The following is a 13,346-nucleotide window of genomic DNA, read 5'->3' as shown; positions in this document are numbered from 1 at the left end:
CCCTGGCTCTAGGGTTGCGGGCGTGAAGGTCACCGTCACGGTCAAGCTCGTATCCGCCCCGGAGGTGGCGCGGGCGTTGGGTGCGACCCTGGCGGCGGCCAACGAGGCCGCGAACCTGGTCTCAGCGGTGTGTTTCGCCCGCGGGGTGCCGCGCGAGTACGCGCTGCGGGCGCACACCTACCGTGAACTGCGTGAACGCGGACTGGGATCGCAAGCCGCCCAGCATGTCATCAAGAAAGTCCGCGATGCCTACACGACCCTGCACGCCAACGGTCGGGCCGGGCACCTCGGGAAGCCCGGTTCTCGGCGGCGGGCCAAGGCCACCGCGAAGCCGATCGCCTTCCGGCCCGATGCAGCCCAACCTTTCGATGACCGGTGCCTGTCCTGGGACCTTGACTCGGGCACGGTCTCGATCTGGACGGTCGAGGGCCGGGTTAAGGGCATCCCCATCGTCGGCTCGGCCGAGCATTTCAAGGTGCTGCGCGACTTTCGCAAGGGTGAAACCGACCTGGTCTGCCGCGACGGGGAATTCTACCTGGCCGCGACCTGCGAGGTCCCCGAAGCGGCCATGAACGACCAACCGTCGGGTTGGCTCGGGGTGGATCTGGGGATCGTGAACATCGCGACCACTTCGGACGGGAGGGTCCGCTCCAGCCGGGGCCGCAACCGCCAGCGCAAGCGGGAGGCCGAGCTGCGCGCGAAGCTGCAGGCCAAGGGCACCAAGGCCGCGAAGCGGCTGTTGAAGATCCGGCGCCGCAAGGAGCAGCGCCGGACCAAGGATGTCAACCACAGAGTATCGAAGCGGATTGTGGCCGAGGCTGAACGCACCGGGCACGGGATCGCCCTTGAAGAGCTCAAGGGTCTCCGTGAGCGGGTACGGCTCCGCAAGCCCCAACGGGCCGCAATCCATTCCTGGCCGTTCGCGCAACTGGCGGCGTTCATCGCCTACAAGGCCAAACGTGCAGGGGTGCCGGTCGTGTTCGTCGATCCGGCTTACACCAGCCAGGAATGCTCCTACTGCCACCATGTCGATAAGCGGAACCGGCCGAATCAGGCCGTATTCCGGTGCCGGTCGTGCGGGGTCGTTGCCCATGCCGACCGGAATGCTTCCCGCAACATCGCCGCTCGCGGCGAGACCGCGTGGGCAGCGGGGCGCCAGTCACGCGTCCCTCCATCACCCGAAGCCGGATGATGGTGGACGTAGGGGCGCCTGCGGCAGCCAGCCGCAGACACCACCTACAAGCTCCGTCGTTCACAGCGGAGCTAAGTTGACACCAATACTTTGAAAGTGCCGTACGCGACGCTCAGCGCCACCGCCGCGATCGACACGGCCGCGGCGGCGGCCAGGATCAGCCAGTCGGCGCGGCGCATGCGCTGGGTCCTGGCGTGGGTGCGCGGCACGGCGGAGTCGAAGCCCCTGGCGTCCATGGCCATCGCCAGGCGGCCCGCGCGGCGCAGGGCGCCCACCAGGAGCGTGAACATCGTGGAGGCGAACAGCCGGGCCCGGCGGATCGGGTTGCGGCCCCCTTCCATGCCGCGGGCCCGGCGGGCGGTGGTGATCTGCCGCCATTCGGCGCCCAGGAGCGGGAGCATGCGAAGGGCCGCCAGGGAGCCGATGGTGAACCGGGGCGAGGTGCGCAGCTGCTGGGTCAGCGCGTCGGCCAGGTCGGTCGGGTCGGTGGTGGCGAATCCGAGGACGCCGGCGGTGGCGGCCACGCACACCCGCAGCCCCAGCGCCGCACCGTCTATCAGCGGGTCGCTCGCGATCTGAAGGGGCCCGGCGGAGAGCAGGGTCGTCCCCGTCTTCTCGGCGGCGAACAGCGTGTTCACCGCCGTCACGGTCCCGGCCGCGAGCCACAGCCACTTGAGCCGGTGGGCCAGCGGCCCGGGCCGGATTCCCGTGAATGGGACGATCGCGGCCAGCGCCGCCAGCAGGAGCAGCGGCGTGAGCCAGTCCCCCGCCAGCAGCGCCGTCGTCGAGACGAGCGCGGCGGCGGCAACCTTCGCGATCGGGTTGGCCCGGGCGATCGGCGCCCGCTCGTCGCTGACCGGTGCGAGCGTCAGCATCGGCCGACCTCCCGGTCCACTTCGCCCCGGCGCAGCACCAGCTCGCGGTCGGCCAGGGCCGCGGCGAAGTCCCGGTCGTGGGTGACGGCGAGGACGGCCGTGCCCTCGTCGCGGATGTTCGCGGTCAGGTCGACCAGTTCGCCCCAGGTGCGCCGGTCCTGCCCGAAGGTCGGCTCGTCCAGCAGCAGCACCCCGGGGGCCGCCGCCAGCGCGCTCGCCACCGACAGGCGGCGGGCCTCGCCGCCGGAGAGCGTGTGCGGATTGGCCTCGGCCAGCCTGTCGAGGCGGAGCCGTTCGAGCAGTTCGTCGACGCGCGCGTCGATCCGGGGCCGGGCCCACCCGGCGGCCTTGGGGGCGAATGCCAGTTCGCTTCGGACGGTGCCGGTCACGAACTGGTGCTCGGTGTCCTGGAAGACCGAGCCGACCCGGGTGGTCAGGCGGCGGGCCGGGAGCCGGTGCAGCGGCCGGGCCTCCCCCGGGACGCTCGTCCTGCCTCCCGTGGGTTTCATCAGCCCGCCCGCCAGCAGGCACAGTGTGGACTTGCCGGAGCCGTTGGGGCCGGTGACGGCCAGCAGCTCGCCTTCGCGCAGGTCGAAGTCGACCCCGGACAGGGCGGGCCGGGCGGCCCCGGGGTAGGTCTGGGTAAGCTGTTCGCCCCGCAGCCGCGAGGGGCCGGCTCCGCCGCCTCGCCGGTCCGGGACCGGGGCACCGGGCACCCAGACCCCCTGTTCGGCGAGGGAGCGGCCGTGCTCGGCGAAGACCGCCTCGGGAGGCCCGTCGGCGACCGGTTCGCCGCCGGGGCCGAGGGCGACGACGCGGTCGATCAGGTCGAGGATGTCGGCGACCCGGTGCTCCACGACGATCATGGTCGCCGAGGTCTCGGCCAGGGACTTCCTGATGCTCTCCCGGATCGCTTCGGCGCCTTCGGGGTCGACGTTCGCCGTCGGCTCGTCCAGCAGGATCAGGTCGGGGCGGCGCGCGAGGACCCCGGCCAGAGCCAGACGCTGCTGCTCGCCGCCGGAGAGCGCGTGCGTGGGATGGGAGAGCGGGTAGGGGAAGCCCACGGCGGCCAGGGCCTCGCGCACTCGCGGCCAGATCTCCTCGGCGGGCACGGCCTGGTTCTCCAGACCGAAGGCGACGTCGTCGCCGCTGCGGGCCATGACCAGCTGCGTCTCGGGATCCTGGAAGAGGATGCCGACCCGGCCGCGTCGGGCGGCGGCGTCGGTGCCGTCGAGCAGGACCCGGCCGCTGCTCTCCCCGGAGTCGGTGGAGAGCAGCCCGGCGAGCGCGGCCAGCAGCGTCGACTTGCCCGACCCCGAGGGGCCGAGCAGGAGGACCCGTTCGCCGGGTTCGATGCGCAGGTCGACACCGGAGACGGCCGGAGCGCGCCGCCCGGCGTGCCGCCAGCCGAAGTCGCTGAACTCGACCGAGATCACGGCGGGTTCAGATCCGGGTCCGCTCGCGCCCGGCCGGGAACGAGTCGAGGACGCCGGTCGGCAGCATGGCCGCGACCAGGGCCTTCGAGCCGAGTCCGGCGATGACGGCGCCGGAGACCATCGCGAAGGCGACGTACGGGAGCTGGAAGGCCCAGAAGTCGAGGTTCTGGTAGTAGGCGAACAGGTCCCAGACGGTGGCGGCGCAGCAGGCCGTCGCCCCGGCCGCCGCGGCGATGCCGGTGCCGAAGCGGCGGTAGCGTCCGGCGGCGAACACCAGCTCGCCGCCGAGGCCCTGGACGAGGCCCTGGTAGATCACCAGGACGCCCCAGAACGAGCCCATCAGGGCCGAGACGACGGCGGCCAGGGCCTCGGTGAAGACTCCGGCGCCGGCCTTGCGGACGATCAGCGGCGCGAGCACGGCCGGGATGAGCCAGACGCCGTAGAGGATGCCTTTGAGCGGCAGGAGGAAGGCCAGGGCCGGTTCGAGGCCGGTCCACACGAAGTTCCAGGCCCAGAAGACCACGCCGAACGCGACGGCCAGGACCGCGCAGGTGACGATGTCGAGGGTGCGCCAGCGGGTGAAGGCGGTCGCGGTGGGGCTGTCGTTGGCAGGCATGGGCGTTGCCTTTCGGTTCGTTCGGACACGGCGCGACAGCGGCACACGAAGACTTCCTACGCCGGTGCTAACCGGATCAGGTTCGAGGGTCTGCGGTCGGTTCCGCACTCTCAGCCGTTCGGCTCCCCTGTCGTCTCCGACGTTAACACCAGGAGACGGTCCCGTAGCGCGCAGCGAGCCCGGCAGTGGCGGAGACCGCCCGTCGGCGCCTGCCGATAGGCTGCGCGCATGGCCACTGAGCAAGACTGGGAGCTGGTGCGGCGGCTGGTCGCCGCGCTGCCCGAGGGGACCTGGACCTCCTACGGCGACCTGGCCGAGCTGATCGGCACCGGGCCCCGGCAGGTGGGGGCGTTCATGCGCGACGGCGGCGTGCCGAACGCCTACCGGGTGCTGACCGCACGCGGCGTCGTCTCCGAAGGTTTCCGCTGGTCGGACGGCAGGAGCGGCGAGGACGTGCCCGATCTGCTGCGCGCCGACGGCGTGAAGGTGAACGCGAAGGGCGCGGCCGACCAGGGCCGGCGCATGTTCGTCTACGACCTGAAGCTGCTGGCCCTGGAGCTCGACTGAGTCAGTGGATCGACTCGTCCGGTTCGGTCAGCCGCCAGGAGGTGAAGGTGACCGTCAGTCCGGCGCGGGTGGGGGCGCAGCAGAACGGCCCGGCCTGCGCGCTGACCGCCGGGTCGAACGGGGCCAGACGCACCAGGTGCCACGGTTCGTCGTCGACCCTGGCGCGGATGGCGACCGCGTCGTTGATCCGGGAGACCCGCATGGTGACCTCGCGGCCGGCCCATTCGGGCACCGGCGCGTTCGACCAGTCGGAGTCGCCGTCGGTGACGACCGCGCCCAGGTTGAGGACGCCGTCGGCGAACTCCAGACCGGTCTTGATCCAGCGCTCGGCGTCGACGCGGATGAACAGCCCCGCCTGGTCGAACTCCCGGGTGAACTCGGCCTTGAGGCCGATTTCGACGGCCCGTTCGCGATTCCACTCCTCCAGGAGCGCGTGCTCGTTGTCGTGGACGAAACCGTAGGCGGTGCGGCGCCAGGCGTCGCTGCCCTCGACCGCGGTCACCATCAGGCGGCCGTCCTCCTCCACGGCAGCGGCCGGCAGGGTGGTCCAGGTCCCGGACTTCCAAGGCACTTCGATAGTCATGCCAGCCGAGCCTAGACCGATCGGGGCCGACCGGTCCAGACCCGCCGGTTCGGGAATTTCCGGGCCCGTTCGCGTCCTGTCGGTCCGGCGGGGTAGAACAGTGCCCATGGCGGGGAGCATCACCGAACAGGTATCCAGGGACGAGGCCGAGGAGCTGCTGCGGGCGCTGGCGGGTCCGGACGCGCGGTTGCGGGAGGACCAGTGGCGTTCGATCGAGGCGCTGTGCGACGGCACGGGTCGGCGGGTGCTGCTGGTCCAGCGCACCGGGTTCGGGAAGTCGGCGGTCTATTTCGCCTCCACGGCGCTGCTGCGGCGGCGCGGGGCGGGGCCGACGGTGATCGTCTCGCCGCTGCTGGCGCTGATGCGCAACCAGATCGAGGCCGCCGAGCGCGCGGGCGTGCGGGCCCGCACGATCAACTCGGCGAACCTGGAGGACTGGGAGGCCATCACCGAGGCGATCGCCGCCGACGAGGTCGATGTGCTGCTGATCAGTCCCGAGCGGTTGAACAACCCGGCCTTCCGCGACCATCAGCTGCCGCGGCTGGCGGCCGGGTGCGGGATGCTCGTGGTCGACGAGGCGCACTGCATCTCCGACTGGGGGCACGACTTCCGGCCCGATTACCGGCGCATCGCCACCTTCATCGGCGGCCTGCCGGACTCGGTGCCGGTCTTGGCGACCACGGCCACGGCGAACGCGAGGGTGAGCGCGGACGTGGCCGAGCAGCTCGACCGAAAGAATTCGGAGACGTTGGTGCTGCGCGGGAGCCTGGACCGGGAGTCGCTGCGGCTGTCGGTGGTGGGGCTGCCGGACAACGCGCACCGCATGGCCTGGCTGGACGAGCGGCTGCGGAGCCTGCCGGGGTCGGGGATCGTCTACACGCTGACCGTGGCCGCCGCCGAGGAGGTCGCCGAGTACCTGTCCGAGCGCGGCCACCGGGTGGCGTCGTACACCGGCCGGACCGAGGGCGCCGACCGGCTCGCGCGCGAGGAGGCCCTGCTCGGCAACGAGTTGAAGGCGCTGGTGGCGACCAGCGCGCTCGGGATGGGCTTCGACAAGCCGGACCTGGGTTTCGTGGTCCATTTGGGAGCGCCCTCGTCGCCGGTGGCCTACTACCAGCAGATCGGTCGCGCGGGCCGGGCCCGGGATCGCGCGGAGGTGGTCCTGCTGCCGGGGGCCGAGGACCGGGCGATCTGGGAGTACTTCGGTTCGCTGTCGTTCCCGGCCGAGCCTGCGGTGCGGCAGACGCTGGAGGTGCTGGCCGAGGCCGGTCGTCCGTTGTCGACGGCGGCGCTGGAGACGCGGGTGGACCTGCGGCGCACCCGCCTGGAGATGATGCTGAAGGTCCTCGACGTGGACGGCGCGGTCCGCCGCGTCAAGGGCGGGTGGGAGGCCACCGGGCGGGACTGGTCATACGACGCCGAGCGTTACGCGAAGGTCGCGGCCGCCAGGGAGCACGAGCAGCGGCGGATGCTGGCCTACGAGGCCACCGGGGAGTGCCGGCTCCAGTTCCTGCGCGGCGAGCTGGACGACCCGGAGGCGGCGCCGTGCGGGCGCTGCGACAACTGCACCGGCGAGCGGGAGGAGGCGGCCGTGTCGGCGGCCGAGGTCGAGTCCGCCGCGGCGGCGCTGTCGCGCCCGGGGGTCGCCTTCGAGGCCAAACGCATGTGGCCGACGGGCTTGCAGGCGATCGGGATCGATCTCAAGGGTCGCATCCCGGCCGAGGAGAGCGCCGAGAGCGGGCGGGCGCTGGCGCGGCTGTCGGACATCGGCTGGGGCACGGCGCTGCGGGATCTGCTCGGCGACGGGGTCGACCGCGAGGTGCCCGACGACGTGTTCGCCGCGGTGGTGAAGGTGCTGGCGGCCTGGGACTGGGCCGAGCGGCCCGGCTCGGTGGTCTCGATGGGTTCACTGTCGCGGCCGCTGCTGGTGGACGGGTTCGCCGAGCGGATCGCGAAGTTGGGCCGCATGGACTATCTCGGGCCGCTGGGCCGGGTTCCCGGCGCGGAGCCGGGGCCGCGGCGGGCCAACAGCGCCCAGCGGCTGCGGCAGGTGCTCGGGGCGTTCACCGTGGATTTCGCGGTTCCGGCCTCGAGCGTGCTGCTGGTCGACGACGTGCGCGACAGCGGCTGGTCGATGACGGTGGCGGCCGGGTTGCTGCGGCGAGCGGGCGCGACCGCGGTCCACCCGCTCGCCTTGGCGTTGCAGGCCTGAGCGGTCACAGGGCCGCCGACAGGGTCGGGTAGTAGCCGTGCAGGTGTCCGTCCACGTTGGGGTGGTAGGGCACCTCGAGGATCGTGAAGCCGTGGATCCACGGTTCGTCGTCGCAGATCGCGTGGCTCTCGAAGGCGTCTCGCATGTCCACGAAGGTGAATCCGTGGTCAAGGGCGACGCCCTCGATGGTCTCGGCGAGCAGGTCGGCTCCGTCGTTCATGCGCGCCTGCTCGTCGATGCTGATCAGCCCCAGGGCGTCGCAGGAGTCCTGGGCGGCGAACAGCCGCGGGTAGCCGGTGACGTAGACCTCGGCGGACGGCGCGGCCGCGGCGATCGCGGCGTAGACCGCATCCAGTTTGGCCGGGAGTTCCTCGACGACCTTCCGCTCGGCCTCGGCGATGTCCGCTGTGCAGTTGTGGAGCGGGATTATGCACGCGAGGATGGCGTCGGTCCAGCCGATGTCGTTGCCGCCGACGCCGATGGTGACCAGGTCAGTGTCCTGGTCGAGGGCGTCGATCTGCTCTTCGAGGACGTCTTCGGTGGTCGCGCCGCCGCAGGCGGCGAAGGTCAGGTTGGCGTCGAGCTCGGCGGCCAGCAGGACCGGATGGGCGTTGTCCGAGCGTTGGCAGATGAAGTCGGTGTACGGGCCCGCGCCGGAGCCCGATGAGTACGAGTCCCCAAGGGCCGCATACTCGATGATGTCCGTTCCGGTCGCCTCGGCGGAGATAGGGAGCAGGACGGCGGTGGTCGCGGCGACCAATGCCAGTGCGGTTCTTCGGAGTTTGCGCATGCGGGGCTCCTTCGCGGGTCGGCGTTGCTGTGACCCACATTGTCTACCGATGGGTAACTTGTGAGAAGATTCAAGTCGGCAAATTTACATATTTCGTTCTCAATGGGGCGCCCGACGCCCGCGGGGTTCAGATCAGCGCGGCGATCTCGGGCAGATAGCCCTCGGAGTGGCCTCGGGCGTTCGGGTGGTAGGAGTCCCCGATCGGGTGGCGCAGGCCGTTGATCCACGGCGCCGGGTCGCACACGGCGTGCCCGTCGAAGGCGCTGCGCACGTCCACATAGGTGAATCCCTGCGCGCGGGCAGCCTCCTCCGTGATCCCGGCGAGCACGTCGGCGGTGCGGTTCATGCGCTTCTGCTCGCCGATGCTGATCTGGCCGAAGGCGTCGCACTCGTCCTCGGCGTTGAACAGGCGCGGGTAGCCCAGGACGTACACCGAGGCGTCCGGGGCGCGCTCGGCCACGGCGCCGTAGGCGGCCGCGAGCTTCCCCGGCAGCTCGTTCTCGGCCCGCCGCTCGGCCTCCTCGATGTCGTCGATGCAGCCGGTGAACGGGGTGACGCAGGCGCGGATCGCCCGGGCCCAGTCGATGTCGTTGCCGCCGAGGGTGATCGTGACCAGGTCCGTGTCCGCGCCGAGGCGGCCGGCCTGGCCGGACTCGACGTCGGCGGCCCGCGCGCCCGAGCAGGCGGCGAAGTCCAGCTCCGCGCCGATCTCGGCGGCCAGCAGCTGCGGGAAGGCCCGATCCGAACGCCGGCAGCCCTGGTCGGAGTAGTCGCCGATGCCGGTGCCGGACGAGTAGGAGTCCCCGAGCGCGACGTAGTGGAGCGGCGATTCGGCGGCAGCCGGGGCGGTCGAGGCGGTCAGGGTCGTCATGAGGACGGCGGCGGTGAGAGCGGCATGGACTGGGGCATGGAGTCGAGTGGTTCGCATACAGGCTCCGTTCCGAATCTTGGTCGACGGGCGGAACCATATACGCATCCGAGCCGAATATTGGCGAATATTCACGAAAGCGGAACAAGCACTCATGCCCCATCGCTTAGGCTGAGGAAATGAGTGAGACTCCTGCGCGGAGGCGGGCGAGCATGTCCGACCAGGCGCTCATCGAGGGCACCGGCGCGGACTGGAAGACGTGGCTGGCGATCCTCGACGAACGCGACGCCGCCTCGCTCGATCACGCCGCCATCGCGCACCTGCTGGTCAAGGAGTTCGGCGTCGACGGATGGTGGGCCCAGTCGATCACCGTCGGCTTCGAGCAGGAGCGCGGCCTGCGCGAACCCGGTCAGCGGGCCGACGGCACGTTCTCGGCCAACGCCTCCAAGACCGTCCCGGTCGCGATCGGGACCGCCTTCGAATGGGTCGCCGACCCCGACCGCCAGCGCGAGTGGCTCGGCGCCCTGGAGCTGTCCCAGCGCTCGGCCTCGCCGCCGAAGTCGGTGCGCTTCGACGCCTCGGACGGCACCCGCGTGCTGGTCAATCTCTCGGACAAGGGCGGCGGCAAGACCGCCGTGCAGGTCGAGATCCCCGGCCTGGCCTCGGCCGAGGAGGGCGCTACCGCGAAGTCGGCTTGGCGGGAGCGGCTGACGCGGCTGGCCGAGGCTCTGGCTCGCTAGTCCCGGGTCCCGAACGCGGGCGCGAGCGCGAGATCGCCACGCCCAGCAGGCACAGCGCGCCGCCGCCGAGGGTCAGCCAGCCGGGGACCTCCCCGAGCAGCAGCCACGACATGGCCACCACGATGGCCGGGACCGCGTACGTGGTCGCGCCCATCTTGCCGGCGGTGGTGAACTTCAGGGCGTATCCCCAGGTCAAGAACGCCAACGCGGTCGGGAACAGGCCCAGGTACAGCACATGGAGTCCGGGGACGGGCCCGGCGGCGTCGAGCTCGGTGAACAGGGCCGGGGCGAACGGGAGGAACAGCACCGCGGCGATGGCGTTGCCGAAGGCGGTGAACTGGAGCGAGGAGGCGTACTTGAGGGTCGGCTTCTGCACGACGACGCTGACGGCGTAGGCGACCGCCGAGAACAGGCACAGCAGCACGCCCAGCACCGAGACGCCGCCCGCTTGGGAGGTCGACAGGCTGACCACGGCGACTCCGGCGAAGGAGACGGCGATGCCCACGAACAGGCGGGGCGCGAAGCCCTCCTTCAGCAGCCAGCCGCCGAGCAGGGCCATCAGGATCGGCCCGACGTTGACCACCAGCGCGGCCGTGCCCGCGTCGACCAGTTGCTCGCCCCAGTTGAGGGCGGCCATGTAGAGGCCGAACCACAGCACTCCGGCCGTCAGGATGCCCGGCCAGGCTCGCCGCTGCGGCAGGCCCTCGCGGCGCAGGGCCAAGACCGCCAGCAGGACGACCGCGGCGACCGCGGCCCGCCCGAGCGTGAGGGGGCCGGGTTCGAAGTACTTTCCGGCGTCGCGGATCGACACGAACGCCGAGGCCCACAGCAGGACCGTCACACCGGCCGCCGCCATCGCGCGGCCGTTGATCGCTTTGCTCATCGGGGAGGACTCCATCGATTCGAGTGGCGCTCGGGTGGGCGCCGGGATGAAACCTAACACCGGGGAGCGACAGGAGGGAACCGAAAATCGTCCGCCCGCGTCGAACGTGGCATGGGTACCGAATCGATGCTTTTGCGCCTCGCCTCGGCGGCGGCGCTGATGGCCCTCGCCGCGTGCGGCGCGGGCGAACCGGATGCAGGGAACGGCGGCGAGAGCCCCACTGACTCCGATGCCGGGACCGGGGCCGATGAGGAGCGGGTCTACGAGGGCCTGCTGACGGTCATCGAGACCCCCGACCACGGCCCGCAGCTGGCCGGAGCGATCGCGCAGTCCTACCCGCCGCAGGGCGGGGGCCTGGACGTCACCGGCTGGGACTGGGAGGCGGTCGAGCACGAGTCGTCGCAGGGAACGAGCTGGGGCGACTACGTCGTGACCGGCACTTTCGACGGCGAGGCGTTCGTGCTGACCGAGGACCCGGTCCCGGCCTCCGAGGTCGATCCGAGCGAGTACCGCGACCAGGACGAGCCCGAGGTCACCGAGCCGGCCGAGCCGCTGAGCAAGGCCGACATGGAGGAGATCTCCAAAGACCTGACCGAGCGGTTCCCGGAGACGGTCTTCGCGAGCCGGCAGGACCCGGAGCTGGGCGTGGTCTACATCGACACGGTCCTGGTCCCGGTCGCGCTCGAGGACTACATCGCCGAGAACTACCCGGAGGACACGGTCGTTCTCTCGGCGATGCTCCGGCCGGTCGAGTAATTACCGGCTCGACCAGCGCTCGGCGTCGGTGACCGCCCGGTCCGGGACCATCGGGCCGACCGGGCGGTGCTCGTACTGCGTGGACAGGACGATGTGGGTGCGCATCTCGCCGTGCTCGCCGAGCCGCTCGATGAGCCCTTCGAGGTGCACGAGCGAGGCCGACCGCACTTTGAGCATCGTGCAGTGCTCACCGCTGAGCTTGTGGACCTCGGCGATCTCGGGGAGGTCCTCGGCTCCGGTGGTCTTGAGCAGGCAGGCGCCGAGTTTGCAGCGCAGCTCGATGAACGCCAGGAGCGGTTGCCCGGCCAGCGCCGGGTCGACGCGCGCCTCGTAGCCGGCGATCACCCCCGACTCCTCGAGCCGCCGGACCCGCTCGGCGACGGCCGGGGCCGAGAGGTGGACGCGGCGGCTCAGCTCGTTGTACGACAGGCGGGCGTCCGCCTGGAGTTCGGCCAGGATGCTCCAGTCCACTTCGTCCAATTCCTGCGGTCGCAAAGTCGTCATCGGTTTTTTCCTTTCGTTCCCAAGGCGAACGGGGCGAGGACCCTATCGTCGCCCATTCAAACTCGGCGCGCTGATTCATAGCCTCAAAGCATGCGAAATGAAACCACTGCACGCCTCGCCCCCGAGCGTGCCACCTCCCCCGGCCCGATGCGGGCGGTGCGCCTGGGCGCCGCCGTCGGCGGGCTCGCCCAATCCCTGACCGGCGCCGCCGGCGCGCTGCTGGCTCACCAGGTCAGCGGCTCCGAGGCGGCCGCCGGGCTGCCGCAGACCGCGCTGGTGGCGGGCGCGGTGATATCGGCCGCGACCGCTTCGCGCCTCGCGGCCTCCTTCGGGCGCCGCCGCGTCATGGCAGCCGGAGCGGTCGCTGCGGTGATCGGCTCGGCGCTGGTCGCGGCCGGGGCGGCCGAGACCGCCCTGGTGCCGATCCTGGCCGGGTTCGCGATGCTCGGCTCCGGGACGGCGGTCGTCATGCTCTGCCGGTACGCCGCCGCCGAACTCGTGCCCGAGAGCGACCGCGCCAAAGCCATGTCCTCGGTGCTGGTCGCCACCACGGTCGGCGCGGTGGCAGGACCGAACCTGCTCGCGCCCGCCGGAGCCGCCGCCGAGGCGGTGGGCCTGGCCGCCCTGATCGGGCCGTTCGTCTTCGGAGTGGTCGGATTCGCCCTGACCGCCCTGATCCTGGGGGCCGGAATGGCCGACGCCCCGAGACCGGAACCGGATCGGGACACGCCCCGGGCCGGATCGGTCCCCATCTCCTCGGCGGCTCCCGCGCTGGCGGTGCTCGCGCTGTCGAACCTGGTCATGGTCGCGGTGATGACGATGGCGCCGGTCCGGATGGGGCACTTCCACGCCTCCTTGTCTCTCATCGGCCTGGTCGTCAGCCTCCACGTCGCCGGGATGTTCGCTCCCTCGCCGCTCAGCGCCCGGCTGGTCGACCGGATCGGCGCGCCCCGGACCGCCGTCCTGGGCTCGCTGGTGATGGCCTCCTCCTGCCTGGCGGCCACGGTCCTGGACGGCTCGGCGCTCGGGATGGCGGTGACGATGACCGGGCTCGGCGTCGGCTGGAACCTGGGCCTGGTCTCCGGCAGCGCGATGCTGACCGCTTCGCTGCCGCGCGAGGTCCGGCTGCGTCGGGAGGGGACCGGCGAAGTCGGCATGGGACTCGCGGCGGCGACCGGCGGCATCGCCTGCGGCCCGGTGGCGGCCTGGGGCGGGTACGGACTGCTCGCCGTGGGCGGCGCGGCCGCCGCCGGACTGATCGCGGCGATCGTGCGCAGAGTGGACTCAGAAGGGTGATTGTGCGAAAATGACGCGATCCACCGCA

At 71.5% G+C, this 13,346-nt stretch carries 14 protein-coding genes and 1 riboswitch; of the genes, 6 read left to right on the top strand and 8 right to left on the bottom strand.

Features of this window, described 5'->3' with window-relative positions; translation table 11 throughout:
• The first annotated feature begins 22 nt into the window (after positions 1–22).
• The gene (locus JFB92_RS05515; RefSeq protein ID WP_199035687.1) at positions 23–1,192 is read left to right on the top strand and encodes an RNA-guided endonuclease InsQ/TnpB family protein; all 1,170 of its coding nucleotides are present in this window, start codon (positions 23–25) and stop codon (positions 1,190–1,192) included.
• Between the two features lie 71 nt (positions 1,193–1,263).
• Here the strand turns inward: JFB92_RS05515 and JFB92_RS05510 are convergent, their stop codons facing one another.
• Genes JFB92_RS05510 through JFB92_RS05500 form a run of 3 tightly spaced genes read right to left on the bottom strand, consistent with a single transcriptional unit; the run spans position 1,264 to position 4,119 of the window.
• Positions 1,264–2,067 carry an energy-coupling factor transporter transmembrane component T family protein gene (locus tag JFB92_RS05510; RefSeq protein WP_199035685.1) on the bottom strand — a complete coding sequence of 268 codons (804 nt, stop codon included), beginning with the start codon at positions 2,065–2,067 and terminating at the stop codon, positions 1,264–1,266.
• Positions 2,061–3,503, bottom strand: a complete 1,443-nt coding sequence (locus JFB92_RS05505; protein ID WP_199035683.1) for an ABC transporter ATP-binding protein — start codon at positions 3,501–3,503, stop codon at positions 2,061–2,063. Before JFB92_RS05505 ends, JFB92_RS05510 begins: the two co-directional genes overlap by 7 nt.
• 7 nt (positions 3,504–3,510) lie before the next feature.
• Positions 3,511–4,119: an ECF transporter S component gene (locus tag JFB92_RS05500; RefSeq protein ID WP_199035678.1), complete on the bottom strand. Its 609-nt coding sequence runs from the start codon at positions 4,117–4,119 to the stop codon at positions 3,511–3,513.
• A 36-nt stretch (positions 4,120–4,155) separates the two neighbouring features.
• A riboswitch (TPP riboswitch) is annotated at positions 4,156–4,258 on the bottom strand.
• 89 nt (positions 4,259–4,347) lie between these two features.
• Here JFB92_RS05500 and JFB92_RS05495 point away from each other — a divergent pair.
• On the top strand, positions 4,348–4,686 hold the full coding sequence (locus JFB92_RS05495; RefSeq protein ID WP_199035677.1) for an MGMT family protein: 339 nt from the start codon (positions 4,348–4,350) through the stop codon (positions 4,684–4,686).
• Position 4,687: 1 nt separating this feature from the next.
• On the opposite strand, the gene JFB92_RS05490 is transcribed toward JFB92_RS05495, so the two are convergent.
• On the bottom strand, positions 4,688–5,269 hold the full coding sequence (locus JFB92_RS05490) for a DUF1349 domain-containing protein (protein ID WP_199035676.1): 582 nt from the start codon (positions 5,267–5,269) through the stop codon (positions 4,688–4,690).
• Positions 5,270–5,375: 106 nt separating this feature from the next.
• On the opposite strand from JFB92_RS05490, the gene JFB92_RS05485 reads away from it, so the two are divergent.
• The gene (locus JFB92_RS05485; protein WP_199035675.1) at positions 5,376–7,481 is read left to right on the top strand and encodes a RecQ family ATP-dependent DNA helicase; all 2,106 of its coding nucleotides are present in this window, start codon (positions 5,376–5,378) and stop codon (positions 7,479–7,481) included.
• A 4-nt stretch (positions 7,482–7,485) separates the two neighbouring features.
• Here the strand turns inward: JFB92_RS05485 and JFB92_RS05480 are convergent, their stop codons facing one another.
• Entirely contained in the window at positions 7,486–8,271 is a 786-nt protein-coding gene (locus JFB92_RS05480; protein ID WP_199035673.1) for an SGNH/GDSL hydrolase family protein, read from the bottom strand.
• Positions 8,272–8,398: 127 nt separating this feature from the next.
• Positions 8,399–9,199, bottom strand: a complete 801-nt coding sequence (locus JFB92_RS05475) for an SGNH/GDSL hydrolase family protein (RefSeq protein ID WP_199035671.1) — start codon at positions 9,197–9,199, stop codon at positions 8,399–8,401.
• Positions 9,200–9,318: 119 nt separating this feature from the next.
• On the opposite strand from JFB92_RS05475, the gene JFB92_RS05470 reads away from it, so the two are divergent.
• Positions 9,319–9,879, top strand: a complete 561-nt coding sequence (locus JFB92_RS05470; protein ID WP_199035669.1) for a hypothetical protein — start codon at positions 9,319–9,321, stop codon at positions 9,877–9,879.
• On the opposite strand, the gene JFB92_RS05465 is transcribed toward JFB92_RS05470, so the two are convergent.
• Positions 9,818–10,762 (bottom strand): DMT family transporter, encoded by a 945-nt coding sequence (locus JFB92_RS05465; RefSeq protein WP_233162398.1) that lies wholly within the window; start codon positions 10,760–10,762, stop codon positions 9,818–9,820. The two genes, JFB92_RS05470 and JFB92_RS05465, sit on opposite strands and share 62 nt — an antisense overlap.
• A 126-nt stretch (positions 10,763–10,888) precedes the next feature.
• On the opposite strand from JFB92_RS05465, the gene JFB92_RS05460 reads away from it, so the two are divergent.
• Positions 10,889–11,518, top strand: a complete 630-nt coding sequence (locus JFB92_RS05460) for a hypothetical protein (protein ID WP_199035666.1) — start codon at positions 10,889–10,891, stop codon at positions 11,516–11,518.
• Here the strand turns inward: JFB92_RS05460 and JFB92_RS05455 are convergent, their stop codons facing one another.
• Positions 11,519–12,022, bottom strand: a complete 504-nt coding sequence (locus JFB92_RS05455; RefSeq protein ID WP_199035664.1) for an Lrp/AsnC family transcriptional regulator — start codon at positions 12,020–12,022, stop codon at positions 11,519–11,521.
• A 90-nt stretch (positions 12,023–12,112) separates the two neighbouring features.
• Here JFB92_RS05455 and JFB92_RS05450 point away from each other — a divergent pair, with 90 nt between their 5' ends.
• On the top strand, positions 12,113–13,318 hold the full coding sequence (locus tag JFB92_RS05450; RefSeq protein ID WP_199035662.1) for an MFS transporter: 1,206 nt from the start codon (positions 12,113–12,115) through the stop codon (positions 13,316–13,318).
• The last annotated feature ends 28 nt before the right edge of the window (positions 13,319–13,346 follow it).

The organism is Glycomyces salinus (genome assembly GCF_016428645.1).
GTDB lineage: Bacteria > Actinomycetota > Actinomycetes > Mycobacteriales > Micromonosporaceae > Glycomyces > Glycomyces salinus.
The sequence above is the reverse complement of the archived record's forward strand: the minus strand, read 5'-3'. Positions and strand labels throughout refer to the sequence as shown.